This window comes from Bacillus sp. FJAT-26390, from assembly GCF_001682865.1.
In the GTDB taxonomy this organism is placed as follows: domain Bacteria; phylum Bacillota; class Bacilli; order Paenibacillales; family Paenibacillaceae; genus Pristimantibacillus.
Genome location: NZ_MAQX01000001.1, coordinates 859,572 through 871,506, shown reverse-complemented (window position 1 = coordinate 871,506; position 11,935 = coordinate 859,572). Strand labels below are relative to the sequence as shown.

Below are 11,935 nucleotides of genomic sequence, written 5' to 3'. Positions count from 1 at the left end.
AACGTCATATCGTTCACCTCTTCAACTCGTAAAGATAGGACACTGATGCTGCGCTCTTCGCGGTTTGTTGCAGATCCTATCTTTCGCAACTATTATAGCAGACATCGCTTTCGGCCATCCCGCGTAAAAAGCAAGATGGGTAATCACCTCTTTAAGTTCTTCTTCTGAAATTCCATTTTCTTTTGCTTTGTTCAAATGAAATCCTAGTTGCTCGGTATTTCCGCTCGTGATTAAGTTTGATACCGTAATTAAACTTCCGTCTCGCGGAGAAAGCTCCTTACGTTCCCAGATATCGCCGAATAAAATATTATCGGTCAATTCTACGATTTTCGGCGAAAAATCTCCAATCATTCTCTGTGCGGCAGTAAGTTCTCTTTCATTAGACTTTTGGATTTTCCTCCCTCTCTCTTGAACATGGTTAATAGCATTCCAATAATGGCACTTGATACATTAATGAACTCATGTCAATAATTATAAACAGACATAGAAATCATGCAATTGTTAGATAAGCGAGATTTGTTAATTAATGAACGAATGTTTAATCATTGTTTATTATCTTCAGAAAGTCTGGTGACCTCCGATGTCTAAAGTGGATCGAAGAATACTCAAAACGCAAGAAGCGTTAAAGAGAGCCATTATTGAACTGATGTCTGAAAAAAACTTTGACGACATTACCATACAGGATCTTTCTGACAGGGCAAACGTTAGCCGAGGAACGATCTATCTTCATTACTTAGATAAGTATGATTTGCTGGATAAGCTTATAGAAACACACATCAACGAGCTCCGAGATAGGTGTGAAGCGGCAGCTGATATGGATTTTATTAACGGCTCACTGATTTGGACCGAATACTTCGAAAGCAATTATTCATTCTTTTCGATGATGTTGGCGAGCAAAGGCGCCCCTTTCTTTCGAAGGCGATTCCTTGACTTTCTTCACGAAGAGTTTATGGATGAGGTGAATATCACCAAAGGAATAAATAAAGGATTAAATAAAACGGTTATCGTTAGGTTTGTTGCATCAGCTTATGTAGGGGTTGTGGAATGGTGGTTCACAAATGATAAGCCTATTCCACATCAGGAATTAGCAGAACAATTGGGGATCTTGTTAGAGCGGAATTGCAACTAGAACGCATGGTTTGCTTGCCTAATAGCCGTGCATCAATAAATAGCTGCTACTAGTGAGAATAGATATCATCTATAATCGTAAACATACCGAATTTCAATAAGCGCGGATGAAGAAAGCAGGTCTCAAGAGATGGAAATACACGATCATATTGTGTTATGGAACCATGCTTACTGCAAAATAATAGATATTCGTCACGTGATTATGCGACCGAATGAATCCTTGTATCCTTACCCCGTTCCTGCCAGTATCTTTCTGATGTCTGTACGCGGAAGCGCACAGTTAAAGCTGGATGGCATAGAGCATAACGTAAGGCGCTTTAAGATCTTTCATACCGGCAAAGGAGCCGTGCTGGACATTTGTGCCGGCCAAGAGGGATTTGAGTATTATGTCATTTATTATAAAGCCAATATTCCATTGCCTGCCGGGCAGGAAATAATGACGCTCATGGATCGCGTCCGCCCCTTTCACATTCAGTACGGTTTTATGCCAGCGTATCCCGTAGCTTTGTATGGCTATTTAACAGAGATGTATAAGGACTGGGAGAAAACAGAACCGATCAGCCGGCTGCGCGTGAAAGCTCTGCTTCACCAATTTGTCTATGAGCTGATGAATCAGATGCAGCTACAGGGCATACGCTCGGAGAAGCGTGATTTGGCTGCCCAGATTATCTCTATTATTAATCATCGTTATGCGGAACCCATCACATTGGAGTCACTGTCGGAAAGCTTGAATTACAGCGTCCCCCATTTATCTTCCTATTTCAAAAGCCGTACTGGACTTAGCCCCATTGATTACTTAATCAAGATCAGAATGGACAAGGCAGCAGAGCTGCTGCTCGAAACCGATGCCACTTTGAAGGAAATCGCTGCAGGTGTTGGTTATCAGGACCCTTATTATTTGGGAAGATTGTTCAAAAAACACAATGGCCTTTCACCATCACACTATAGAACAGAACATTCAGCCATACGCCGGCTAGAAGATAATCCTTCCATAAGCATGAGATCCTCCATTGTTTCCCGGAAACCGCTCCGTTATACTGATGTCGGTGATAATCATTATCAATCTGACGGAGAGGAAGTACCTACCATGTTTAATGAAGCCAAACCGCCTATGGCGGTGGCATTGCTTTTAAGCTTTATGCTTTTGTTAAGTGCTTGCGGCGCGGCGGGAAACACGGCAGAGTCGACCCATACGCCGGTGGAGACGGAACCTGTTTCCAGCGAGCAGCAGACAAAAATTATATCTACCATTGCCGGAGAAATCGAGGTTCCTACGCATCCGAAACGGGTTGTTGCAGGAGAGTATTTGGGCAGCTTGATCGCACTTGGAGTCATACCCGTCGGAACATCCAACCATCATATTCAGAATCCCTATTTCAATGATGCCCTGAAAGGCGTAGAGGACATTGGGGATGGGAACGGCAATATTGAGAAAATTTTGGAGATGGAGCCCGATCTTATTATCATGGATGATACTTATGCCGAAATGAACGAGCAGCTGCCCAAAATCGCCCCTACGGTGATCGTTCCCTTTGCATCGCTAAAAACCGTTCATGATGAGCTTACCTATTTCGGCAAACTGCTCGGCAAAGAACAAGAAGCAGAGATATGGCTGGCCGATTATGACCGACGCATTGCCGAAGCCAAAGTAAAAGTCTTAAAGGCCATACCGGCAGACAGCACGTTCTCTGTTATGGAACTGATGGAAAAAAACATTTCTGCGGTGGGCTCCAACTATGGCAAAGGCGGTCAAGCGGTTTACGGAGGGTTTGGCTTCAAACCGCCGGCTGAAGTAGACTTGGAGATGAAAGACCCTGGTTGGGCATCCATATCTGCTGAGACATTGCCAAAATATGCGGGAGATTACATCATTCTGACTACCGATTCGCATACAATGGAAGATCTCAAAGCAGATCCGATTTGGAATTCACTTGATGCCGTCAAGAACGACAGAGTGTACATTTGGGGGCCAGAACGTTCATGGTACTGGGATCCGATTGCCATACTCACCCAGACGGAGGAATTAGCAGAGTGGTTGACTGGCCTTAAATAAATGAGAAAAACGCCATACTGCAGAGCTGCAGTCATGGCGTTTTTTACTTAGCTTAAGCGTTGCAATTCTTTTGATTCGAGATATCGCATCATCTATCCGCTACTTGCCGATTTTATCTTTTAGTTCCCCTAATTTCTCCTGCGCAGTGCCTTTGAGCTTATCCAGCTTGCCTTCGGCCTGCAGATGCTTATCATCAGTCACTTTTCCGTATCTGTCCTTTACTTCGCCTTTTGCCTGGTTTGCCATGCCTTTTACCTTATCCTCTAGTCCATTGGTTTTCATGGTTACCATCTCCTCTTTCGTTGTATGCTCATACTTACCACCAAGCCGATATTTTGAAACAGGACGGCCTGTATGAATACATTTCAAGCTATAACCCCACCCAATCAAGCATCCACCCAATCAACTTATTGGGGTTAAACGTATGGTCTAGCATAATATCAATCCAAAGCATAAATGAAAGAAGCGACAACACAACGAATACGCTTACTTCCTTCATAGGTTTTTTTCTTGACACAAAAAATAGAATAGCGCCTGCAAAGGCAATGACAAAAAGAAGAATAAAACCGATCATGGCGATAATTCCTTTCCTTTCTGCCGTTGCTTGTGAATCCATGTCAAGATAAGGAGCAACAGGGGCAATACGATGCTAAACAAACAGGAATACGGAAAAATATATCTGCGGTCCCAGTCAATATTAGCTACGACGTTATCATTAAGTGAGATTGCTAATCCCGAGACAAGAAGAACCAATGGGATAGCTATCCATGTTCTGTCCTTTAATTGAAACAATTGGCATATGCCTTCCACTGCGCAAAAATAAGCAATACACAGCTTTAAAAAAATCCATATTAACCACACAATTACGATAGTGGATTCCAAATGCTCAATAAATTCCGCGATCCGAAGCTCTTTTACGATGGTGTACAGCGGATACAGGAGATGCGAGCTGCGTGCCGCTCCCATAACGCCGATTGTAACAAATACGATTCCGCATAATAGTAGCGTCACTGCGATGAGACCCAAAAGCAGGCTGGTCTTAAACCTTGATTTGACATACGGCGCTAGCATCAGAATTGTAATTGTCTCTAGATAAGGGAAACCGATCACCGGTGCTGAGTCTTTCATCAGCTTGATCAGATCGCTTTGAAACATAGGCAGCAAGCGATCTCCGTGCCATTCATTAAGAGCCGCGATATAAATCACAAATAATACGAGCAAAATAAACGGCGTAAGCAATTCACTCGTTCGCGCGATTGTCTCAATGCCTCTAATCGCGGCATAACAAGCGATGAGCAAAAACATAACATGAAATACGGTTATCGGGGTATGCGGCATAAGAATCGTTTTCATAAAATCACCAAGATTCCGAGTGACCCAGCTTGCGGTTTGTATGAAATACCAAATATAGACGATCGCAATCAATCCTCCGACCGGCTTGCCCGCTACCTTCAAGCTGATCTGTATAATACTTAATTTCGGATTAGCATTCGCCAATAAAATCCATATACACGCCACCAAAACGGCAAATGCCCCCGCCACTAACGGGATGATCCATCCGTCTTGTTTGGTAGAGGCAATCATGCTGCCCGGACGAATAAAAAAAGCAGTTCCTAATGCATAATTTACAGTCAGCAAAAAAAACTGCCAGCCGCTAATCCGTTCTTTTCCCATCATCATCACCTTGTTTTATAAGGATCTATCGTATTTCCGAAGGTTTGGATGACAAAATGTACAGAAACAGCAAGCTTTGTTTCTTTCCATAACGCTTTGTCAGCTTTTTCCTTCTTCCAAAGGTTCCCCCGCTTATGGGCATTTAATTCTTCTATGGCCAAAAGATCCCAATCTTTAGCTTTCCCTCTCTCATATAAGCGATTGGCTTTTTCCTTTACCTGTTTGGCTAGCTGCGCTTTAATCGCGTTTAAGTTATCTTCTGTTAATCTATCTTCCTGTGTATTTCCTTCGATATGAACCTTGGCTTTAATCTGTATGGTCAGAACAGGATGCCCCGAGCTTTTTGCTAATTGCTTGCGCACGGCAATATCCTTCAACCACAGTTCAACTTCACCATCATCAATCGCGACTGATTGGTGAAGCATCATAATCTGTCCATTCAGCAAATTGTACAAGGGCATCTCTGAAGATGTTAGTTTTCCGATCATTATCCCTTTTTTAAATATAGCTCCTCCTTTTAGATAAAAGCTGCCTTCATTCGCATTAATATTCTCATATCTTTTCGTCGACGGACTTCCTTGCGGGGTGGATATGCTTATAATTGGCAATACGGTAAGCACAGAGGTCTCCAGATTTTCGATAATATCTTTTACGCGAGAGCGGTAGCTTGCTTCTCCAGATTCCACAGACTGATTCTGAATAATTTTGCGCACATTATTGCCCGGCATCCGCTCCAAGGTCGTGTAGGTTTTCATGAAATTGGAAAGAGGGGAATCCGTAACAAGCAAATTGATCGTGGACTGCCGATCCTGCTGCTTTTCCATGAAATTAAGCTGGTCTAAAATTCCTTTTCTCGCTGCTCTCTCCGTTATTACCATCGCTTCGGAGTGGTCAAAAAACGGACGCTTTGGAATGCTGTCAAGCAGCTTGGAGGGGATCTCCATCGAATGCTTCGAGCTTACTCGGAACGTATATACCGGGGCATTAATCCCTGATACTTTTTGTGCAGCTATTCCCGCAGGATTAACGATATGATAATAAAAGGTGCTCCCTTCCTTCTCCGGCTCGATGTCCATCCCGATAAAGTTCACGATCGCCAACTCGTTAACCTCCACTAAATCCCAGCATGCAGTTAAGCAGAAGCAAATGGCCAAGCTGCAACATAATTTACCTTTCCACATTAACTTGTTGGCATTCATGCGTGTCACCTTTCGTTTTCGTGGTTAAAATCGGTTTTTCCGCCTCGTTCGGTTCATACGCGGATAGGTTTTGAGTTTCGAGCGCGGCACCCGCATCAGTACGTCCTTCCAGTCCGAAATTATGGTAGGTGCAATTGGAGCAAGAAACGGAATTCCGAATGACTTCAAGGAAGCGAAATGGACAATCGTAAACAATGCCCCGCATAATATGCCGAACAAGCCCAAGAAGCTCGCCAGCACCATATACGAATACTGCAAGAATCGTTGAGATAGGCCAAAATTATAATTGGGGGCTACGAAGCCCGCGATTGCGGTAACTGCAACGACGATAACCATTGCCGCAGAGACAAGCCCTGCCTGAACGGCGGCTTCCCCTAAAACAAGCGCTCCTACGATCGAAATCGCTTGTCCAGCAATTCGGGGCATACGCAATCCCGCTTCGCGTAAAATTTCGAAAATGCCCGCCATCAAAAATGCCTCTACAAAGGATGGAAACGGGACGCCTTCTCGCTGCGCCGCAATGCTAACCAAAAGGGATGGCGGAAGCAGACCTTGCTGGAAGGTCGTAACCGCGATATAAAGCGCAGGTACAAATATCGCTAATAAAAAAGAAATAAATCTGATCCATAGCATAAAGGTAGCAATATCCGTTCGCTGATAGTAGTCTTCAGGCGACGAAAAAAATTGAAAAAAGGTAACGGGCCCAATCAATGCCAGCGGGCTGCCATCCACCAATACGATAATCCTTCCCTCCAATAAATGGGAAGCCGTAACGTCAGGTCTTTCTGATTTCATCATGAGCGGTATCGGAATAAACGTTTTGTCCGCGATCAAATCCTCAATATAGGAGGTATCCAATATGCTGTCTGTTTCGATTGATTTAATTCTGCTGCGAAATTCATGAACGATATCAATCGGCGCAAGCTCCTCTAGATATACGATAACGACTCTTGTCTCCGTTTTTGTCCCAATGATCAATTGCTCGAACCGCAAATCGGTTGAGCGGATTCTTTTGCGCAATAGACCGATACTCGTTGCCAAGTCTTCGTTATATGCCTCGTGCGGTCCCCGAACGGTCGCTTCCGTCTCTGGTTTATCAATTGCACGATGATAGGACATTGCTACATCGAGCTGGAGAATTTCTGCAGAGCCATGAATATTAAGCAAACACTTGCCGTCCAAAAGCCCTTCCAAACATGCGCTTAGATCAACAATGCTTGTGGAAGATGCGATAGGAATTTTATATTTTAAATACGCAATGGTGTCCATTTCTTGATCTGCCGCTGCGATGCCTTCCGATATAAAACGAAGAATGATGTCCTCGATTTTATTTTTATCCACCAGCGTTTCAATAAACAAACAATGACCCTGAATATGAGGATGATTCGCGAATTCATGATAAGTAAGATCAGGCGGATTTCCTAAAGCATTTATGATGGATTCAATAGAAAAATCTTCAAAGGAGATCTTGTCCACTTGATCGGTATCCTTCTTCATGTACATGCCTCTCCTTCAATGGATTTTTTTTGAATTATTCCCATTCGACTCACATGCAATACTAGAAGCACATTTCCGTTTTGCTAAAGACACCCCCCCTTCTCCAAATTTGGATCAAGGCAAATTAATATTCCTTGCATAAAAATGATTCGAATGTAAAAAATAGGGTTTAGAAGAAAATTACCTAAAATAGAAAATCAGGAGGAACGAGATGAAAAAGACGATCCTATTTGCTTGTTTGATCTTATCAGCCCTAGCAATCGGAACAGCAATGACCCCTTCGAATTCCAATGCGTTAACGGTCAAAATCATTAATGGCGAAGGCAAAGAAATTGGTACCGCAGAGCTTACGCAGAAAAAGAATAAAGTGTTTATTCAGGTTGAAGCCGAAAATTTGGCTCCCGGCACGCATGGCATACATATTCATGCAGTTGGCAAATGTGATGTTCCTGATTTCACGACAGCTGGGGCTCATTTTAACCCACAAAACAAACAGCACGGCTTCCATAACCCAAAAGGTTTCCATGACGGTGATTTGCCTAATATCGAAGTTGGCGCAGACGGAAAAGTAAAAGCGATGCTCACAAGTGAAACCGTCACATTAGCTCGCGGACAATCAAATTCCTTGTTTCAGCCTGAGGGTACCTCCTTGGTCATTCATGAAAAAGCGGATGATTATGTAACGGACCCTTCCGGCAACTCGGGAAATCGTATAGCATGCGCGGTAATCAAATAAGTAACTTCTTGGCGCATGGGCAATATATGTAAAACGCAGAAAAAAGACTTGAGAGGCATCATCTCTCAAGTCTTTTTTCTGCGTTTGATGTTATTTCGCGGTAGACGAATGATCATCTCTGTACCGACCCCTTCTTCGCTCTCCGCAATTATTTTTCCGTTATGCTCCATTACAATTGTTTTGGCAATTGGCAACCCTAAGCCCGTTCCTCCGGTTGCCCGTTGACGTGCATGATCTACTCTATAAAAACGTTCGAAGATAAGATCAAGCGATTCCCAAGGAATGCCAATCCCTAAATCTTTAACACGAATTTCAATCTCCGTGCTCATTAAGGTTATAGTCAGCTCTATTCTTTCTTTGCTGTATTTCAGTGCATTATCCAATAAAATTAGAATCAACTGCTTGATCTTCAAGTAATCTGCTGCGATTGTGGGATCATCGCCATTCGTTTGAATCATTATTGCACGCCTATGCAATTTGCTAAGAAGAGAGGCAGATTCCGTACAGCATTCAACGAGATTGAATGTCTCGAGCTTTAGCTTCGAATCATGCTCCGAAGAGGCGAGCAACAATAGCTGCTCCGTCATTTTCCTCATCCTTTTGGATTCCTCATAAATGGATTCAATCGCTTCTCTCTGAATGCTCTCGTCTTTCATTCCCCAGCGGCGAAGCATGTTGGCATATCCTTCTACAATCGTTAAAGTCGTATTCAATTCATGTGAGGCGTCAGAAACAAACTGCTGCTGTTTAATGAAGCTTCCTTCAAGACGGCTAATCATCCGATTGAAGGTTTCTGACATTTGATTGATTTCATCATTAGAATGAGTGGTTAGCGGTATTTTTTTGAAGGATAAGCTGCTTTCAATCTCCCGCATCGTATTTATGCTATTGGATATCGGTTTAATAATGGTTTTTGCTAATAACGCTCCCCCAAGAAAGCTCAGCAGCACAGCTCCGCCAGATGTAAGGAGTAAAATAATGATAAGTATATCAATGCTTTTATCCAGCCCCTCCATGCCCTGTATCATTTCAAAAGTGCCTATAACCTTAGCATTCTCCACGATAGGGACGCGCACGATTATGATCTTCCGTTCAGAATCTTCACTGAGCAAAGCTGTTTTCCGTTCGCTGAACTGCGCTTGCGGCAGAACCATCCTCTCTTCATTATAGAGCTCAGCTACAAGCTCTGATTTTGAATTAATAATCCTTATCGTTGAGTCATCAGTCAAATACATCCTTAACTGCTGTTCTCCTTCATTGTTCATCAATGAAGTAGGGCCAATTTTTTCAATCATTTGTTCCGCTTTGTTTTGAAGTGAATTCATTTCATTTTGCGTGGCTATTTTAATAAACGAGAAATATACGCTTAAATCTACGGCTAACAAAATAAAGATAACTAAAACCGAAGTTAACAACATGATTTTGTTTTTAAGTTTCATGCGTCCTCCTCGCGAATGCAATAACCTACTCCACGTATCGTTTGGATCAACTTCAGGTCGAAGTCATGATCAATCTTTTTGCGCACATACCGGATATACACATCAACTATATTGGTTTCACCTACAAAATCATATCCCCAGACATTCTCAATAATTTGCTCCCGTTCCAAAACGATGTTCTTATTTTCCAACAAAAATAAGAGAAGCTCATATTCCTTAGGGGTCAGCTCAAGGTGACGGCCTGCCCTAATCACTTTTCGGCTTTTTTTATTTATAGAAAGGTCAGCGACCTGAATTTTCCCTGTTAGATCAGCATTGCCAGTCGTGCTTTCTTCCGTTCGGCTTCGCATATTTGCTCGCATCCTGGCCAATAACTCTTCAATTTCAAACGGCTTCGTCATGTAATCATTGGCACCTAGATCGAGCCCGCTTACTTTGTCAGGTGTAGCATTTCTAGCTGTCAGCATAATAACAGGCGTAATCGCATCCACATTCCTAAATCTTCTTAATACTTCTATACCTGTCATTTCAGGGATCATCACGTCCAAAAGAATCAGATCCCATGCTTGCGATAACGCTTTATCCAGTGCTTCTCTGCCATTTGTCGCTATCTCCGTCGTGTATCCTTCAAAGTTTAACTCGAGCTGAAGTAATCTTGCTATTTTTTCCTCATCTTCAACGATCAATACGCGCTTTTCCACTAATGCCGCCCCTTCCCAAAAACACATATCATTGTTCCTAGTAAGTTATCATGTAGTTGAGATTAACTTTATTTTATAAAAATAAGACCTAAGCAAAGCCTGCTTAGGTCTTATTCAAATGATTTAGTCGTTCTCGGCAATTATTGTACCCAAGTCGGCATCAATATTAATTTCCTGCTCTTTTCCAGCTGTATCTTTGATTGTTATATTATAAACAAGTTTTCCGTTCTCACTCTCTAACTTCACTTGTTTAACTTCGCCTGCTGTTTGTTGCTTTGCTATCTCAATACTTTGCTCTTCTGTAATTTTCACTGCTTTTGCCGCTTCAGCAGACACTGCAGAGTCAGTGCCATTCTGACCTTCTTGATCGTCATTTACCTCAGCATCGTTATCATTCTGACCTTCTTGATCATCGTTTACTTCAGCATCGTTGTCATTTTGTCCGTTTTGGTCATCATTTACTTCAGCATCATTGTCCTGCTGAGACTGATCTGTAATCGCTGCAGGCGATTCTGCTTTGGCAGACGGCAGAAGCGCAGCACCTGCCAATCCACCTCCGATGAGAGCAGCCGCAAGGGCAAACGACATAAGCTTTTTATTCATTATCTGTTCCTCCTAATGGTTTTTTTGTTACAAAACCAATTGTATAGAACACGTCTGAGATTACTGGGTGATTTAGATTAAAAAATCATGAGAGAACGATTAATTATAAAATGGCTGTTATGCCCTAACTTTTATCTTGCGTTGTCGTCTCTCGAGTATGTATTGATATAAACCGATCGAAGCAGCCAGCCATGTGCCGCTTGCTAAATATCCGCCAACGATATCGCTTGGGTAATGAACGCCTAAATAGATACGGCTAATCCCGATAGCAAGTATTAAGATAGACCCCACTGCAATAAGTGCAACGCGCGCATACACGTTTGGGATGTGCTTCCATAAAAGGAACGTGATTATTCCATAGAACGTGAAGGCGGCCATTGAATGCCCGCTCGGAAAACTATATCCATTCACTTCGATAATCCGATGCAGAGTTGGCCTTAACCGATGAAAGATCGACTTTAACACGCTATTCAACAAAGCCGATCCGATAAGGACACCTCCATAAAAGAGAAGCAATCTTCGTTCATGCAATTTTATTAATACAACCAGCATAGCGATAGCGAGGACCGACACAATAACTCCAGATCCGATAAAGGTAAATAGTTTCATTAAGGCAGTAAGGCCAGCAGATTCTGCGCCTTGAATCTTACTAATGATCATTCGATCAAAGTTGTCAATTCGCTTATCGCCAACCCAAATCGCAATCAAGGCAAATCCAATTGCGCCACTTAAACTCAACAAAAATGCACGGGAAAAAACGAATGAAAAATTCAAACCATAGCACGCTCCATTGTCTATTCTTTAATTTGATCCCCAAATATATGTATTTATATTAGTTTGGCAACATAGGCAAAAGTTTATTCGGCATCAATCACTCCTGAGATAATACATTGTTCGTATTAATT

Annotated in this window: 13 protein-coding genes; 3 read left to right on the top strand and 10 right to left on the bottom strand. The window is 42.5% G+C overall.

Annotation, left to right across the window (positions count from 1 at the left end):
• Positions 1–21: 21 nt before the first annotated feature.
• Positions 22–351 (bottom strand): carboxymuconolactone decarboxylase family protein, encoded by a 330-nt coding sequence (locus A7975_RS04180; protein ID WP_065384223.1) that lies wholly within the window; start codon positions 349–351, stop codon positions 22–24.
• A gap of 229 nt (positions 352–580) precedes the next feature.
• Here A7975_RS04180 and A7975_RS04175 point away from each other — a divergent pair, with 229 nt between their 5' ends.
• Entirely contained in the window at positions 581–1,129 is a 549-nt protein-coding gene (locus tag A7975_RS04175; RefSeq protein WP_065384222.1) for a TetR/AcrR family transcriptional regulator, read from the top strand.
• A 129-nt stretch (positions 1,130–1,258) separates the two neighbouring features.
• Positions 1,259–3,181 (top strand): AraC family transcriptional regulator, encoded by a 1,923-nt coding sequence (locus A7975_RS04170; protein WP_065384221.1) that lies wholly within the window; start codon positions 1,259–1,261, stop codon positions 3,179–3,181.
• 99 nt (positions 3,182–3,280) lie between these two features.
• Here A7975_RS04170 and A7975_RS04165 read toward each other — a convergent pair whose 3' ends face one another.
• The 5 genes from A7975_RS04165 to A7975_RS04145 all read right to left on the bottom strand — a co-directional run bounded on the left by A7975_RS04165 (position 3,281) and on the right by A7975_RS04145 (position 7,551).
• Positions 3,281–3,463, bottom strand: a complete 183-nt coding sequence (locus tag A7975_RS04165) for a CsbD family protein (protein WP_053377793.1) — start codon at positions 3,461–3,463, stop codon at positions 3,281–3,283.
• A gap of 88 nt (positions 3,464–3,551) precedes the next feature.
• Entirely contained in the window at positions 3,552–3,755 is a 204-nt protein-coding gene (locus tag A7975_RS04160) for a hypothetical protein (protein ID WP_065384220.1), read from the bottom strand.
• Positions 3,752–4,855, bottom strand: coding sequence for a GerAB/ArcD/ProY family transporter (locus tag A7975_RS04155; RefSeq protein ID WP_065384219.1), 1,104 nt, complete (start codon positions 4,853–4,855; stop codon positions 3,752–3,754). The genes A7975_RS04160 and A7975_RS04155 overlap by 4 nt, the downstream gene beginning before the upstream one ends.
• Before the next feature lie 5 nt (positions 4,856–4,860).
• The gene (locus A7975_RS04150) at positions 4,861–6,036 is read right to left on the bottom strand and encodes a Ger(x)C family spore germination protein (RefSeq protein ID WP_231637634.1); all 1,176 of its coding nucleotides are present in this window, start codon (positions 6,034–6,036) and stop codon (positions 4,861–4,863) included.
• Positions 6,037–6,078: 42 nt separating this feature from the next.
• Positions 6,079–7,551, bottom strand: coding sequence for a spore germination protein (locus A7975_RS04145; RefSeq protein WP_065384218.1), 1,473 nt, complete (start codon positions 7,549–7,551; stop codon positions 6,079–6,081).
• Positions 7,552–7,762: 211 nt separating this feature from the next.
• Between A7975_RS04145 and A7975_RS04140 the strand changes: the two genes are divergently transcribed.
• Positions 7,763–8,287: a superoxide dismutase family protein gene (locus A7975_RS04140; protein ID WP_065384217.1), complete on the top strand. Its 525-nt coding sequence runs from the start codon at positions 7,763–7,765 to the stop codon at positions 8,285–8,287.
• Positions 8,288–8,352: 65 nt separating this feature from the next.
• Here the strand turns inward: A7975_RS04140 and A7975_RS04135 are convergent, their stop codons facing one another.
• The 4 genes from A7975_RS04135 to A7975_RS04120 form a co-directional block, all read right to left on the bottom strand.
• A complete protein-coding gene (locus A7975_RS04135; protein WP_065384216.1) occupies positions 8,353–9,726 on the bottom strand; it encodes a HAMP domain-containing sensor histidine kinase in 1,374 nt (457 codons plus the stop codon).
• Complete coding sequence (locus A7975_RS04130) at positions 9,723–10,427, bottom strand: response regulator transcription factor (RefSeq protein ID WP_141680193.1); 705 nt, start codon at positions 10,425–10,427, stop codon at positions 9,723–9,725. The genes A7975_RS04135 and A7975_RS04130 overlap by 4 nt, the downstream gene beginning before the upstream one ends.
• A gap of 123 nt (positions 10,428–10,550) precedes the next feature.
• Positions 10,551–11,030, bottom strand: a complete 480-nt coding sequence (locus A7975_RS04125) for a PepSY domain-containing protein (protein WP_065384214.1) — start codon at positions 11,028–11,030, stop codon at positions 10,551–10,553.
• Between the two features lie 117 nt (positions 11,031–11,147).
• Complete coding sequence (locus tag A7975_RS04120) at positions 11,148–11,804, bottom strand: phosphatase PAP2 family protein (RefSeq protein ID WP_065384213.1); 657 nt, start codon at positions 11,802–11,804, stop codon at positions 11,148–11,150.
• Between the last annotated feature and the right edge of the window lie 131 nt (positions 11,805–11,935).

What these genes read in the sequence shown, in the direction of transcription:
- A7975_RS04125 (WP_065384214.1), bottom strand. Translation starts at nt 11,030, where the DNA reads ATGAATAAAAAGCTTATGTCGTTTGCCCTTGCGGCTGCTCTCATCGGA.
- A7975_RS04165 (WP_053377793.1), bottom strand. Translation starts at nt 3,463, where the DNA reads ATGAAAACCAATGGACTAGAGGATAAGGTAAAAGGCATGGCAAACCAG.
- A7975_RS04145 (WP_065384218.1), bottom strand. Translation starts at nt 7,551, where the DNA reads ATGAAGAAGGATACCGATCAAGTGGACAAGATCTCCTTTGAAGATTTT.
- A7975_RS04155 (WP_065384219.1), bottom strand. Translation starts at nt 4,855, where the DNA reads ATGGGAAAAGAACGGATTAGCGGCTGGCAGTTTTTTTTGCTGACTGTA.
- A7975_RS04150 (WP_231637634.1), bottom strand. Translation starts at nt 6,036, where the DNA reads ATGTGGAAAGGTAAATTATGTTGCAGCTTGGCCATTTGCTTCTGCTTA.
- A7975_RS04175 (WP_065384222.1), top strand. Translation starts at nt 581, where the DNA reads ATGTCTAAAGTGGATCGAAGAATACTCAAAACGCAAGAAGCGTTAAAG.
- A7975_RS04160 (WP_065384220.1), bottom strand. Translation starts at nt 3,755, where the DNA reads ATGATCGGTTTTATTCTTCTTTTTGTCATTGCCTTTGCAGGCGCTATT.
- A7975_RS04140 (WP_065384217.1), top strand. Translation starts at nt 7,763, where the DNA reads ATGAAAAAGACGATCCTATTTGCTTGTTTGATCTTATCAGCCCTAGCA.
- A7975_RS04180 (WP_065384223.1), bottom strand. Translation starts at nt 351, where the DNA reads ATGATTGGAGATTTTTCGCCGAAAATCGTAGAATTGACCGATAATATT.
- A7975_RS04135 (WP_065384216.1), bottom strand. Translation starts at nt 9,726, where the DNA reads ATGAAACTTAAAAACAAAATCATGTTGTTAACTTCGGTTTTAGTTATC.
- A7975_RS04170 (WP_065384221.1), top strand. Translation starts at nt 1,259, where the DNA reads ATGGAAATACACGATCATATTGTGTTATGGAACCATGCTTACTGCAAA.